Consider the following 13908-nt stretch of genomic DNA (forward strand, 5'->3'; position numbering starts at 1 on the left):
CCCGTAACGGGTCAGCCGCGTGGGTGACGCAGACGCACCGACACCCAGCGGGCGCGGCGGCGCAGGATGCGTGGAATGCCCACCCGGGGGTCCGTGCTCGCCAGTTGCGGGGCATCCCGATGCGGGGAGCCCGGACCGCTCGCCGAACGGCGGGTGCGTGCTACGTCACTGTAGTCGTGCGTCCAGCCCATACTCGGACCTCTGCCCCCGCCCCATGGTCGATAACCGCCCGCGGCAGCCCCAATTGGCCTATGCGCCGGGCAATTGGCCGTTCGTAGGACAGGTGTTCCCGTTCGGATACCGGGCGCGATGGCCGGGTCACCGGTCGGGCTCGGGGTCTTTCAGCCAGTTGACCGGTTCGGCCGAGAAGGCCACCGGGTCCTCCTCGTGCGGGCTGTGCTGTCCCGGGGGTCGCCCCCCGGACCCCCGGCCGGCCGCGGCGCGGCCTCGTCTCACCGGTCCGGCTCGGGATCCTGCAGCCAGTTGACCAGTTCCGCCGAAAAAGCCACCGGGTCCTCCTCGTGCGGGAAGTGTCCGAGACCGTCGAACAGGCGCCAGCGGTAGGGCGCCTCGACGTACTCGCCCGATCCGGCCGCGCTGCGGGTGCGCTGGACGGGGTCCAGGGAGCCGTGCAGGTGCAGCGTCGGGACGCGTACGGCCCGCTTCATGCGGCGGTAGAACTGGATGCCGTCGGGGCGGCCCAGGGAGCGCACCAGCCAGCGGTACGGCTCGATCGAGCAGTGCGCGGTGGAGGGGATGCACATGGCGCGGCGGTACCTCTCCACCGCCTCGTCGTCCGGCAGCCGCGGCCCCGACCAGTCCCGTATCAGACGGGCCACCAGGGCGCCGTCGTCGGCGGTGAGCTGCCGCTCGGGGATCCAGGGCCGCTGGAACCCCCAGATGTACGAACTCGCCGCCGTCTGCCGGACGTCCGCGAGCATCGCCGAGCGCCAGCGCCGCGGGTGCGGCATCGAGGCGACCGCGAGTCGCCGTACGAGCTTGGGGCGCATCGTGGCCGCCGTCCACGCCAGATAGCCGCCGAGGCCGTGGCCGACCAGCGCGGCGTCCGGCTCGCCGAGCGAGCGGATGACGCCGGTGATGTCGAGGGCGAGGTTGGCCGGGTCGTAGCCGCGGGGCGTACGGTCGCTGCCGCCCACGCCCCGCAGATCCATCGCCACGGCGCGGAAGCCCGCGTCGGCGAGGGCGGTCAACTGGTGCCGCCAGGTCCACCAGAACTGCGGGAAGCCGTGCAGCAGCAGCACCAGCGGCCCGTCGCCGAGTTCGGCGATGTGGAAGCGGGCGCCGTTGGCGGCGACGTCCCGGTGCGTCACCTTTCTGTCGCCGGGAACGTCGATCCGTACGACCGACGTCGATTGCGCCGAAGGGGTGGCGGGCTCCGTCATGAGGACGAGCGTGCCACAGCCTCGATGGCCGCGGGGGAGCGGTCCTCCAGGGCGGGCGGCTCGGGGCGCGGGTGCGGCTTGGCCTTCTGCAGCACGCCGGCCGTCTCCTTCATGGACGCGGCGACCTTCTGCGGGCCCTTGCTCTTCTTGGCCTTCTTCGCGAACGCCAGGCCGATCAGGCCCAGTACGCCGGCGATCAGGACGTTGGCCGCGAAGGACAGCAGGAAGCAGACCGCGAGGTTCCAGCCGCTCCAGGTCCGGATGCCGTACGCCAGCGCGAAGTTGAGCATCGGCAGGGAGAACAGCAGGATCGCGCCTGCCAGGGCGAACACGGTGCCGCTGGCCGCGCCGCGCTTGGCGTCCTGCCTCAGCTGGGCCTTGGCCAGCGCGATCTCGTCGTGCACCAGCGCCGACAATTCGGTGGTCGCCGAGGCGAACAGCTGGCCGATGCTGCGTTCGGCGCCGACCGGGCTGCCGTCGGGTGCGCTCATCGCGGTCTCCCTCTCCTGCCTGACTGAGAACTCTGCCGTGCGTCCGTCCGGCTTCTGTCCGGCTTCTGTCGTGTTCTGCCGCGCTTCGACTGCTGCCTGACTTCTGCCCGACTGGGAACGGTCCTGTCTTTTGTACCGTCCCGTCAGATCATGCCGGACTGTCGTTCTCCTCGCCTGCCCCGCCCGGTACTTCGGCAAGCCGTCCGGCCCGTTCGGTCTCCTTGACTTCGGCGAGCCGGCGGTGTTCGGCGGCCTTGCGCTCCAGGATCTCGGCCATGCGCAGGTGGTACGCCGGGTCGTCCTGCTCGTAGACGTCCGGGATGCCGTCGAGGTCCTCGTCCCGCTCCTCGGCCTCGTACAGCCTGCGGTACCGGGCGTTGCGTATCTTCAGCAGGACGGTCGCCAGTGCCGCCGCGATGAGGGAGCCGGTGAGGACGGCGGCCTTGACCTCGTCGGTGAGCGTGGCGTCGCCGTCGAAGGCCAGTTCGCCGATCAGCAGGGACACGGTGAAGCCGATCCCGGCGAGCGTGGCCACCGCGAACACGTCGGCCCAGGCCAGGTCCTCGCTGAGCGAGGCCTTTGTGAAGCGGGCGGTGAGCCAGGTCCCGCCGAAGATGCCGAACATCTTGCCGACGACGAGTCCGAGGACGACACCGAGGGTCTCGGGCTTGGTGAACACATCCGTCAGTGCCCCGCCCGAGACGGAGACGCCCGCGCTGAACAGGGCGAACAGCGGCACGGCGAGGCCTGCCGACAGGGGCCGTACGACGTGCTCGATGCGCTCGCCGGGGGAGGCATCCTCGCCCTCGCGGGGGGTGCAGCGCAGCATCAGGCCCATCGCGACGCCCGCGATGGTGGCGTGCACGCCGCTGTTGTACATCAACGCCCAGATCACCAGGGCGAGCGGGATGTACACGTACCACCCGCGCACGCCCTTGCGCAGCAGCAGCCAGAAGACGGCCAGGCCGGCCACCGCCCCGGCGAGGGCGGCGAAGTTCAGGTCGCTGGTGAAGAAGACGGCGATGATCAGGATCGCGAACAGGTCGTCCACGACGGCGAGCGTCAGCAGGAAGGCGCGCAGGGCGCTGGGCAGGGACGTCCCGATGACCGCGAGCACGGCGAGCGCGAAGGCGATGTCGGTCGCGGTCGGCACCGCCCAGCCGGCGAGCGAACCTCCCCCGATCAGGTTGGCCGCGACATAGACGGCCGCGGGCGCCACCATGCCGCACACCGCGGCGATCACCGGCAGGGCCGCGGCTCTGGGGTCCTTCAGGTCACCGGCGACCAGTTCTCGCTTGAGTTCGGCCCCGGCGACGAAGAAGAAGATCGCGAGCAGTCCGTCGGCGGCCCAGTGCGCCACGGAGAGGTCCAGGCCGAGGGAGGCGGGGCCGAGGCGGAAGTGACTGACGCTCTCGTAGCTGGTGTGCAACGCGGGGATGTTCGCCCAGAGGAGGGCGGTGACCGCGGCGAGGAGCAGCAGCATGCCGCCGACGGTCTCGGTGCGCAGGGCGTCCGCGACGAAGTTCCGCTCGGGCAGGGACAGACGTCCCAGGAACTTGCGTGCGGACTTGGTGCGGGGCGCGGTCACGGAAACCTCCGGTCGGTGGGCAGGACAAAACACATGCCGACCAGACTTCCCGGCGCACCTGAGGATCTTTTCTGTTGTGCTGCTTTCCTTAGCCTACCTAAAGTGCGGCGGGCGGGTGCGACGCCCCCCGGCAGGGCGCGCGAAGGGGCACCCGGCGTGTGTGCCGCCGAGTGCCCCTCACGGCCGTACCCAGTCCTTGCTCAGTCCTTGCTCAGTCCTCGCTCGGTGTCGCGGGGAGCTTGGCCTGGATGAGGTCCATGACGGTGGAGTCGGTCAGCGTCGTGACGTCTCCGAGCTGCCGGTTCTCCGCCACGTCACGCAGCAGCCGTCGCATGATCTTCCCGGAACGGGTCTTCGGCAGCTCCGCCACCGGCAGGATCCGCTTGGGCTTGGCGATCGGGCCGAGCGTGGAGCCCACGTGGTCGCGCAACTCGCCGACCAGGGTCTCGGTCTCAGTGACCGTGCCGCGCAGGATCACGAAGGCGACGATCGCCTGCCCGGTCGTCTCGTCCGTCGCGCCGACCACGGCAGCCTCGGCGACCGACGGGTGGGAGACGAGGGCGGACTCGACCTCGGTGGTGGAGATGTTGTGCCCGGAGACGAGCATCACGTCGTCGACGCGGCCGAGCAGCCAGATGTCGCCGTCGTGGTCCTTCTTGGCCCCGTCACCGGCGAAGTACCGGCCCGGGAAGCGCGACCAGTAGGTGTCGATGAACCGCTGGTCGTCGCCCCAGATGGTGCGCAGCATCGACGGCCACGGCTCGGTGAGCACCAGGTAGCCACCGCCGCCGTGGGGCACCTCGTTCCCCTCGTCGTCCACCACTGTGGCCGAGATGCCGGGCAGTGACCGCTGGGCCGAGCCGGGCTTGGCCTCGGTCACGCCCGGCAGCGGGGAGATCATGATCGCGCCGGTCTCCGTCTGCCACCACGTGTCCACCACCGGGGTGCGGTCGCCGCCGATGTTCTTGCGGTACCAGATCCACGCCTCGGGGTTGATCGGCTCGCCGACCGAGCCGAGGATGCGCAGGGAGGACAGGTCGAACTTCGCGGGGATCTCGTCGCCCCACTTCATGAACGTACGGATCGCGGTCGGCGCCGTGTAGAGGATCGTCACGCCGTACTTCTGCACGATCTCCCAGAAGCGGCCCTGGTGCGGGGTGTCGGGCGTGCCCTCGTACATCACCTGCGTCGCGCCGTTGGCCAGCGGTCCGTACACGATGTACGAGTGGCCGGTGACCCAGCCGACGTCGGCGGTGCACCAGAAGATGTCGGTCTCCGGCTTGAGGTCGAAGACGGCCCAGTGCGTGTACGCCGTCTGGGTGAGGAAGCCGCCGGAGGTGTGCAGGATGCCCTTGGGCTTCCCGGTCGTGCCCGAGGTGTAGAGGATGAACAGCGGGTGCTCGGCCTCGAAGGCCTCCGGGGTGTGCTCGGCCGGCTGCCGCCCGACGAGCTCGTGCCACCACGCGTCCCGGCCCTCGGTCCAGGCGACCTCCTGCCCGGTGCGGCGGACCACGACCACGTGGTCGACGTTGTCCACACGGCCGATCGCCTCGTCCACGGCCGGCTTGAGCGCGGAGGGCTTGCCGCGCCGGTATCCGCCGTCGGCCGTGATCACGACCCTGGCGTCGGCGTCCTTGATACGGGTGGCGAGCGCGTCCGAGGAGAAGCCGCCGAAGACCACGGAGTGCGTGGCACCGATCCTGGCGCAGGCCAGCATGGCGACCGCCGTCTCCGGGATCATCGGCATGTAGACCGCCACCCGGTCGCCCTTGCGGACCCCCAGTTCGATCAGCGCGTTCGCGGCCCTGGAGACCTCGTCCTTGAGTTCGGCGTAGGTGATGGCGCGGCTGTCGCCGGGCTCGCCCTCGAAGTGGATCGCGACGCGGTCGCCGTGCCCCGCCTCGACGTGCCGGTCCACGCAGTTGTACGCCACGTTGAGCGTGCCGTCCTTGAACCACTTGGCGAACGGCGGGTTCGACCAGTCGAGCGTCTCGGTCGGTTCCTTGGCCCAGGTCAGCCGACGGGCCTGCTCGGCCCAGAAGCCGAGAGTGTCGGCCTCGGCCCGTTCATACGCCTCAGCCGTGACATTGGCGTTCGCGGCCAGGTCAGCGGGCGGCGCGAAGCGTCGTTCCTCCTTCAAGAGGTTGGAGAGTGAAGAACGCTCGTTGTCTGCCATCACACACCGTCCCAACTGGTTTAGACCATTCCGGGCCCGATTCTCCGAGCACCGGGGGCGCCGGTCAACCCTCCCCCATCCTGGCACCCGCTCACTCACGGGTCACGGACGGCGACCCCCGGGGGTTCACTCCCCCGGGCGCGGTCGTGGAACTGTCGGTCGACTCGGCAGGGAAGGACGGAATCACCATCAGGTAAAGCAATGGTAATGCCAGGTAAAGCGCGTTCATGGATTTCCAGTGCGAATGGGGTAGCGAATCACCTCGATGAGTGAAGTTAGCTTTTCATCGGCTTGTCGTACTAATTCACCCTTCGGTCTATGCGACCTTGGCGGCGCCGTCGGCATGTCCGGCGCATCACCAGCACACGCCGTCTCGGCGTTGGACGAGAGAAGGAAGAAGGTGGGCGGAACATGGCCACCACCCAGAGGATCTCCGCGGGCTTCGCCGTCGCCGCGGCCTGTGCCTCGTCGCTCGCCGGCTGTGCGAGCGGCCCCGAGGCGCCCAGCGGTCCCGAGGCGCCCGGACAGGGGGGCGTGCAGGGCGCTCCGCACAAGGGTGCGCCGGCGCCCGGGAGTGTCGTTCGTCTGATCGGCGACGGGTCCACCGCGTACACCGGGGCCCAGCCGTATCTGCCGCGGCCGAAGCGGCTCGAGGCCGGTGAGAAACCCCCGCAGTTCGTCGTGTTCTCCTGGGACGGGGCGGGGGAGGACAGCCAGAAGCTGTTCTCCCACTTCCGCAAGGTCGCCAGGGAGAATCACGCGACCATGACCTACTTCCTCAGCGGCGTCTACCTGCTGCCGAAGGAGAAGCGCGACCTGTACCGTCCGCCGCAGCACGCCCCCGGCAGCTCCGAGATCGGCTTCAACGACGAGAAGGGCATCGCCGACACGGTCAAGCAGGCCCGTCTGGCGTGGCTGGAGGGCAATGAGATCGGCACGCACTTCAACGGCCACTTCTGCGGCCCGGACGGCGGCGTCGGCCAGTGGTCGGTCGAGGAGTGGAAGAGCGAGATCGCCCAGGCCAAGCAGTTCGTGAAGACCTGGAAGACCAACACCGGCATGAAGGACGCGGCCCCGCTGCCCTTCGACTACGACAGGGAGCTCGTCGGCGCCCGCACCCCCTGCCTGGAGGGGCAGGAGAACTTCATGAAGGCGGCGAGCCAGTTGGGCTTCCGCTATGACAGCAGCGGTGTCAACAACCAGGTGTGGCCGAAGAAGCGCGAGGGCCTGTGGGACCTGTCGATGCAGCTGGTGCCCTTCCCCGGGCACACCTTCGAGCAGTTGGCCATGGACTACAACTTCATGGTCAACCAGTCCGGTACACAGACCCAGGGCGACCCCGCCAAGTTCGACCACTGGGGCGCCCAGATGCGCGACGGCCTGCTCCAGGGCTTCCACCGGGCCTACGACGGCAACCGCGCCCCCCTGATCATCGGCAACCACTTCGAGTCCTGGAACGGCGGCACCTACATGCGCGCCGTCGAGCAGGTCGTGAAGGAGGTGTGCAACAAGCCCGAGGTGCGCTGCGTCTCCTTCCGCCAGTTGGCCGACTGGCTGGACGCCCAGGACCCGCAGACCCTCGCGAAACTGCGCACGCTGGAGGTCGGCGAGGCGCCCGGGCAGGGCTGGGCGTCCTTCCTCTCGAGCCGCCCGGCCCCGGCCCCCAGGGGCGTACCCGGGGCACCCAGACCGTAGGCCCTGGCAGCGCTCACGCCAGGGCGGTGACACCCTCGCCGAGGACGAAGCCGGGGTCGATCTGGGCCGCCAGGTCGGCCCCGGTCCGCTCGTTCCCCCACGAGGCGGCGTTCTTCAGGTGGAAGTGCACCATCTGCCGGGTGTAGCGGTCCCAGTCACGCAGCTCGTACGTGGCGTCGGCGGCGACCTGGAGCAGGCGCAGGGCGCGGCGGTTGGCGTCCTCCAGGAACTCGAACCGGGGCGGCCGGCCCTTCTCCATGGCGCGTACCCAGTCCGAGTGCCCGACGGTCACGAGCAGGTCGTCCCCGACCTCGGCGCGCAGGAAGTCGAGGTCGTCCTGCCCCTGCACCTTGTTGCCCACGACCTTCAGCACGACGCCGAAGTCACGGGCGTACTCCTTGTACTGGCGGTAGACGGAGACCCCCTTCCGGGTCGGCTCGGCGACGAGGAACGTGATGTCGAAGCGGGTGAACATCCCGGAGGCGAAGGAGTCCGAGCCCGCCGTCATGTCGACCACCGCGTACTCGTCGCGGCCGTCCACCAGGTGGTTCAGGAACAGCTCCACCGCTCCGGTCTTGGAGTGGTAGCAGGCGACCCCCAGGTCGGCGTCCGTGAAGGGGCCGGTGACCATCAAACGCACGGCACCGCCGTCGAGTTCCACCGGGCGGGCGCAGGCGTCGTACAGCGGGTTGTCCTCGTTCAGGCGCAGCAGGCGCGAGCCCTCGCCCGGCGGGGTCGTCTTGATCATCGTCTCGGCGGAGGCGATGCGCGGGTTGGTGCCGCGCAGACAGTCCTTGATCAGCGCAAGCCGGTCGCCCATCGCCGGGAGTGCGGCGGCCTGCGCCTCCTCCAGTCCGAGCGCGGCCCCCAGATGCTGGTTGATGTCGGCGTCGATCGCGACGACAGGCGCGCCCGTGGCCGCGAGATGGCGGATGAACAGGGAGGACAGAGTGGTCTTGCCACTGCCGCCCTTCCCGACGAAAGCAATTTTCATGTTCACGAAGCGTAGTTCGGTGGTGGCTTTACGTGGCAGTCCGCGTGAAGAAGACCACTCCTTCGGGGAGTGGGGCGCCCGGGTGCGTAGGGTCGTACCCATGAGTACGACAGGCGCGACCGCCGATCCTCCCCCGGGCTCTCGAACGAGCTCGAGCAAGGGAGACCCCCTTGCGGCCCTGGGTGCGCTGCCCGGTGTGGCCGAGTCCGTGGAGTCCGTGCGCAAGGCCGTGGACCGGGTCTACGGGCACCGGATCATGCGACGCCGGAGCAACGAGATCACCTCCGAGGCGGCGCTGCGCGGTGCGCGAGGCTCCGCGGCGCTGTCCGGTGCGGACTGGGCCCTGGAGGAGGTGCGCCGGCGCACCGACTTCAGCGGCGACGACGAGGCCCGGGTGATCGGTGCCGCCCTGCGGCTGACCGCCGAGGCCGGCCAGCTGCTGTCCGTCTGGCGGCAGTCGCCCCTGCGCGTTCTGGCCCGGCTGCACATGGTGGCCGCCGCGAGCCAGGAGGACGCCGTCGGGCGGCCCCGCCAGGAGGACGAGAGCGTCGACGAACAGCTGATCGAGCAGGCGCTGCCGAGCGCGGCCGAGGTCTCCGGGCGCCTGGAGGGCCTGTCGGAGCTGATCATCGCGGGCAGCTCCGCGCCCGCCCTGGTGACGGCGGCCGTGGTGCACGGCGAGCTGCTGGCGCTGTGCCCCTTCGTCTCCCACAACGGGCTGGTCGCGCGGACGGCCGAGCGCATCGTCCTGGTCGGCAGCGGCCTCGATCCCAAGTCGGTCTGCCCGTCCGAGGTCGGCCACGCCGAACTGGGCCGCGCGGCCTACCTGGCCGCCTTCGACGGCTACGTCTCCGGCACCCCGGAGGGCATGGCGGCCTGGATCGCCCACTGCGCCAGGGCGGTGGAACTGGGCGCGCGCGAGTCGACGGCGGTGTGCGAGGCGCTGCAGCGCGGGGCGGCCTGAGCACGGGCCCGGACACAGGGTTGCGGCGGTACGAGAACTCGTACCGCCGCTGGCATGAGCACCGAGTTACCAAGCGTCCTCGATATGTTGCCCATCAGGTCGGGAACTTTGCCCGTCACCTGGTGCGGCTGGCCCGTAATCGACGGGTCGACGTCGCGTGGGTACCCAGTGTTCATGCTCGGTCCGTGGGGCCAAAATGCGTCTTAAAGGTGATCCTTTCGGATGTCCTTCGGACTCGCGGGCCGTTGAGTCCTTTGTACTGCAAGCAGGGAGCAAGCGGAACCCTTGGCTGCATTTCTTTACTTTTATCTTCAAATGGGATCTGTATGGCCTAAACGGGCGCGTTGGTGTCGTACGGGATTTCCCGGCGGCGAAACAACGGCCACGACGGCTCAGGCCACCGCGCCCCGGCGCCGGTTCGCGTACCAGACGAGCCCCGCGGTGGCCGCCGCCGCGCTTATGGCCGCCGCCGCGACCAGGGCCGGACGCGGCGGCACGGAGAGGGCGGGCAGTCGCTGCTTGAGCCGCACCGGCCGGTGGAAGTCGAGAACCGGCCACCCGCGCGCGACGGCCTCCCGGCGCAGCGCCCGGTCCGGGTTCACGGCGTGCGGACGGCCGACCGACTCCAGCATCGGCAGGTCGGTCACCGAGTCGCTGTAGGCGTAGCAGCGGGCCAGGTCGTACCCCTCGGACGCGGCCAGCTCGCGGATCGCCTCCGCCTTCGTCGGGCCGTAGGCGTAGTACTCCACCTCGCCGGTGAAGCAGCCGTCCTCGCCCACCACCATCCGGGTGGCCACCACGCGGTCCGCACCCAGCAGTTCGCCGATCGGCTCGACCACCTCGGAGCCTGACGTGGACACGATGACCACGTCGCGCCCGGCGGTGTGGTGCTCCTCGATGAGGGATGCGGCCTCGTCGTAGATGATCGGGTCGATCAGGTCGTGGAGGGTCTCGGCGACGATCTCCTTGACCTGCCGCACGTTCCAGCCGCGGCACAGCGCGGACAGGTACTCGCGCATGCGCTCCATCTGGTCGTGGTCGGCGCCGCCGGCGAGGAAGACGAACTGGGCGTACGCGGTGCGCAGCACGGCCCTGCGGTTGATCAGACCGCCTTGGTAGAAGGACTTGCTGAAGGTGAGCGCGCTCGACTTCGCAATGACCGTCTTGTCCAGATCGAAGAAGGCCGCTGTGCGGGGCAAGGAGTGGTTTTCCACGTCCCTGAGCATAGGGGCAGCCCATTCGGCGTAAGGTGGGCGTGTGGGTTTGCCTGAGAAGGCTCTCGGGTACACCATGGAAGTCACGGATCGTTCGCGACCGTGCTAACCCGGCCCGACTCCTCCCCCCCCGAGTCGGCCGTGGAGACGACCCCCGCTCTCCCCCCCGGCGGGGGTCGTCGCATGTCCGGGTGGGTTTCTCCCCTTCTGTCCTTCCGTTCGCGGTTGCCCCGCTGTCCGGGCCGCGCCGCGAGGTGTTCGCCGACGCCCTCATGATCCGTCACGTTCTGTAGTTGTGGCACTGCTCTGTGGAAGTCGTACGGGAACCAGTGCACGGGTCACCGGTATGGGTGAAGGTGATATTCACAACCATCGAGTTGTCCACAGTTTTCGACCAAGATCCACAAGATTTTCCGGATCGCTGCACCGTGATTCCGACGCGCGCCTCTCGCGGCGAGTTCATGGCCGGTTCCGATTGCCAGGCGCGTATGGCCGGTTCGTATCGGCCGCCCATATGAAGACCGGTTGCCGGTTCTTCACACGTTTGGGGTTCGCGGGGCCGCAGGGGCCGCGCGCAGGAAGCAGCGAAGGGGGACCGACCCGTGTCCGGAACCGTCACACACGACCCACCGCCCGGCACTTCAGGACGGCAGGGCAGACCGCTGATCGTGACCGAGGACGCCGAGCTCCTCGACGACCTGCTGCGCCTGTGCGCGGCGGCCGGCGCCACCCCCGAGGTCCATCACGGGGTGCCCGAGCACCGAGGCGGCTGGGAGGGCGCACCGCTGGTGCTGGTCGGCGACGACGCCGCCCGGCGGGTACGCGGGGCCCCGCGCCGGCGCGGGGTGGTGCTGGTCGGCCGCGACCAGGACGACTCCGGGGTCTGGCGGCGCGCCGTCGAGATCGGCGCCGACCACGTGCTGGTGCTGCCCGACGGCGAACAGTGGCTGGTCGACCGCATCGCCGACGTCGCCGAGGGCGTCGGCCGGCCCGCACTCACCGTGGGTGTCATCGGCGGCCGCGGCGGGGCGGGAGCGTCCACGCTGGCCTGCGCGCTCGCCGTCACCTCCGCGCGGGAGGGCCTGCGCACCCTGCTCGTGGACGCCGATCCCCTGGGCGGCGGGCTCGACGTCCTGCTCGGCGGGGAGGCGGCCGAGGGGCTGCGCTGGCCGGCGTTCGCCGCCTCGCGAGGGAGGGTCGGCGGCGGCGCCCTGGAGGAGTCGCTGCCCGAACTGCACGCGCTGCGCGTGCTCAGCTGGGACCGCGGCGACTGCGTCGCCGTCCCGCCGCAGGCCGTGCGGGCGGTGCTGGCCGCCGCCCGGCGGCGCAGCGGCGCCGTGGTCGTCGACCTGCCCCGCCGCGTGGACGAAGGCGTCGCCGAGGCTCTCGCCCAGCTCGACCTCGGTCTGCTCGTGGTCCCCGCCGAGCTGCGCGCCGTGGCGGCCGCCGCGCGCGTGGCCTCCGCGGTCGGCATGGTCCTGCGCGATCTGCGGGTGGCGGTACGGGGGCCGTACGCGCCCGGCCTCGACGACCGCGAGGTGGCCCGGCTGCTCGGTCTGCCGCTGGCGGGCGAGGTGCCCGTGGAGTCGGCACTGCGGCGGCCCGGCGAGGGCAGGACACCGCCCGGCGCGGTGGCGCGCGGGCCGCTCGCCCGGTTCTGCACAGCCTTCTGGGAGCGGGCACTGACCGAGGCAGCCGCCGCATGAGGACGGCCTCCGAACAACGGCGGACGGGCGAACGGGTCCCCTCGGCGGGCGCGTCCCGGGAGCCGGGGCCTGCCGACGGACCCCGGATGCCCGTCCAGTTGCTGGACGGCGTACGGCAGTGGCTCGCCGAGAGCGGGGCCGAGCCGACGCCCGCGCGGGTGGCGCAGGCGCTGCGCGAGCAGGGCCGGGTGCTCGGGGACGCCGAAGTGCTCGGGGCAGCCGAGCAGTTGCGCTCCGAGCTGATCGGCAGCGGTCCGCTGGAGCCGCTGCTCGCCGACCCGTCGGTGACCGATGTCCTGGTGTCGGCCCCGGACCGGGTGTGGGTGGACCGGGGGCGCGGACTGGAGCGGGCCGCAGTCGCCTTCCCCGACGCGGCGGCCGTACGACGCCTCGCGCAGCGCCTGGCCGCCGTGGCGGGGCGCCGGCTGGACGACGCCCGGCCGTGGGTGGACGCCCGGCTGCCCGACGGGACCCGGCTGCACGCGGTGCTGCCCCCGGTCGCGGTCGGCTGCACCTGCCTGTCCCTGCGGGTCGTACGGCCGCGCGCGTTCACGCTGGACGAACTGGTCGCGGCGGGCACGGTGCCGCCGGGCGGTGACCACGTGCTGAGGGCGCTGATCCAGGCGCGGCTGTCCTTCCTCATCAGCGGTGGGACCGGCACCGGCAAGACCACGCTGCTCAGCGCGCTGCTCGGGCTGGCCGGTCCGGGCGAGCGGCTCGTGCTCGCCGAGGACTCCGCGGAGCTGCGGCCCGACCATCCGCATGTCGTCCGCCTGGAGACCAGACCCGCCAACCAGGAGGGCGCGGGCCTGGTGACCCTCGAGGACCTGGTGCGGCAGGCGCTGCGGATGCGGCCGGACCGGCTGGTCGTGGGCGAGGTGCGCGGCGGCGAGGTGGTCCATCTGCTGGCGGCGCTGAATACGGGGCACGAGGGCGGCTGTGGCACGGTCCACGCCAATGCGGCGGCGGACGTCCCCGCCCGGCTAGAGGCGCTGGGCACCGCGGCCGGGCTGGACCGGGCCGCGCTGCACAGCCAGTTGGCGGCCGCGCTGTCGGTGGTGCTGCACCTGGTGCGGGACCGCTTCGGGCGGCGGCGGATCGACGAGGTGCGGGTACTGGAGCGGGACGCGTCGGGGCTGGTGCGGACGGTGCCGGCGCTGCGGTGGGGCGCGGCGGCGTTCGTGGAGGAGCGGGGGTGGGAGCGGCTGCGGGGGCTGCTCCGGCCGGAGAGCCCGAAGGGGAGCGCTGAGCGTGATGGGTGAGGGGTCGCTGGGCCGGCTGTCCGTGGTGGCGGCCGTGGCGTGTGCGGGAGCGGCCGTATGGCTGCTGGGCGGGCGGCACTTCGGGGCGCGGCGGGCGCGGTTGCTGTTCGCCGGCGGCGGGGCGGTGGGCGCGGGGCCTCCGGGCTGGGACCGGGTCCTCGGCGAACTGGCCCGCTTGCGCGGGCGGTTGGGGCCGGAGTGGTGGGCGCCGGTCGCCGGGGTGGTGCTGGCGGTGCTGGGCGCCTCGGTGCTGCCGGCCGTCGCGGGGGTCGTGGGGATGCCGCTGCTGCGCCGTGCCCGGCTGGCCCGGGCCGCGCGCCGCGACCAGGAGCGGCGGACGGACGCGGTGATCGCCCTGTGCGGAGCGCTGGCCGGGGAGGTGCGCGCCGGGCGGCAGCCGGGCGAGGCGCTGCTG

11 protein-coding genes and 1 pseudogene are annotated in these 13908 nt (G+C 71.2%); 5 read left to right on the forward strand and 7 right to left on the reverse strand.

All coding sequences use genetic code 11. The annotated features are described in order from the left end of the window. Positions 1–11: 11 nt before the first annotated feature. The 5 genes from DEP02_RS34805 to acs all read right to left on the reverse strand — a co-directional run bounded on the left by DEP02_RS34805 (position 12) and on the right by acs (position 5658). Positions 12–191, reverse strand: a complete 180-nt coding sequence (locus tag DEP02_RS34805; RefSeq protein WP_111003710.1) for a hypothetical protein — start codon at positions 189–191, stop codon at positions 12–14. A gap of 261 nt (positions 192–452) precedes the next feature. After that, positions 453–1403, reverse strand: a complete 951-nt coding sequence (locus DEP02_RS17780; RefSeq protein ID WP_112468520.1) for an alpha/beta fold hydrolase — start codon at positions 1401–1403, stop codon at positions 453–455. Then, on the reverse strand, positions 1400–1894 hold the full coding sequence (locus tag DEP02_RS17785; RefSeq protein WP_112468522.1) for a phage holin family protein: 495 nt from the start codon (positions 1892–1894) through the stop codon (positions 1400–1402). Before DEP02_RS17785 ends, DEP02_RS17780 begins: the two co-directional genes overlap by 4 nt. A 148-nt stretch (positions 1895–2042) precedes the next feature. Beyond that, positions 2043–3482 (reverse strand): Na+/H+ antiporter NhaA, encoded by a 1440-nt coding sequence (gene nhaA / locus DEP02_RS17790; RefSeq protein ID WP_112468524.1) that lies wholly within the window; start codon positions 3480–3482, stop codon positions 2043–2045. A gap of 211 nt (positions 3483–3693) precedes the next feature. Continuing rightward, on the reverse strand, positions 3694–5658 hold the full coding sequence (gene acs / locus DEP02_RS17795; RefSeq protein WP_112468526.1) for an acetate--CoA ligase: 1965 nt from the start codon (positions 5656–5658) through the stop codon (positions 3694–3696). A 411-nt stretch (positions 5659–6069) separates the two neighbouring features. Between acs and DEP02_RS17800 the strand changes: the two genes are divergently transcribed. Continuing rightward, complete coding sequence (locus DEP02_RS17800; RefSeq protein ID WP_112468528.1) at positions 6070–7353, forward strand: polysaccharide deacetylase family protein; 1284 nt, start codon at positions 6070–6072, stop codon at positions 7351–7353. 13 nt (positions 7354–7366) lie between these two features. Here DEP02_RS17800 and DEP02_RS17805 read toward each other — a convergent pair whose 3' ends face one another. Continuing rightward, positions 7367–8347, reverse strand: a complete 981-nt coding sequence (locus DEP02_RS17805; RefSeq protein ID WP_112468544.1) for an ATP-binding protein — start codon at positions 8345–8347, stop codon at positions 7367–7369. A gap of 100 nt (positions 8348–8447) precedes the next feature. On the opposite strand from DEP02_RS17805, the gene DEP02_RS17810 reads away from it, so the two are divergent. Then, positions 8448–9311 carry a Fic family protein gene (locus tag DEP02_RS17810; RefSeq protein ID WP_198668474.1) on the forward strand — a complete coding sequence of 288 codons (864 nt, stop codon included), beginning with the start codon at positions 8448–8450 and terminating at the stop codon, positions 9309–9311. A gap of 392 nt (positions 9312–9703) precedes the next feature. Here DEP02_RS17810 and DEP02_RS17815 read toward each other — a convergent pair whose 3' ends face one another. Continuing rightward, positions 9704–10537 (reverse strand): HAD family hydrolase, encoded by an 834-nt coding sequence (locus tag DEP02_RS17815; protein ID WP_112468530.1) that lies wholly within the window; start codon positions 10535–10537, stop codon positions 9704–9706. Positions 10538–11127: 590 nt separating this feature from the next. Here DEP02_RS17815 and ssd point away from each other — a divergent pair. The 3 genes and pseudogenes from ssd to DEP02_RS17830 form a co-directional block, all read left to right on the forward strand. Then, a complete protein-coding gene (gene ssd, locus DEP02_RS17820) occupies positions 11128–12231 on the forward strand; it encodes a septum site-determining protein Ssd (RefSeq protein WP_112468532.1) in 1104 nt (367 codons plus the stop codon). Positions 12232–12317: 86 nt separating this feature from the next. Beyond that, positions 12318–13493 (forward strand): TadA family conjugal transfer-associated ATPase, encoded by a 1176-nt coding sequence (locus DEP02_RS17825; RefSeq protein WP_112468534.1) that lies wholly within the window; start codon positions 12318–12320, stop codon positions 13491–13493. Next, positions 13486–13908, forward strand: a pseudogene (locus DEP02_RS17830) (type II secretion system F family protein); the annotation flags it as partial. The gene DEP02_RS17825 and the pseudogene DEP02_RS17830, both read left to right, overlap by 8 nt.

It is taken from the genome of Streptomyces triticisoli, assembly GCF_003270085.1.
Classification (GTDB): domain Bacteria; phylum Actinomycetota; class Actinomycetes; order Streptomycetales; family Streptomycetaceae; genus Streptomyces; species Streptomyces triticisoli.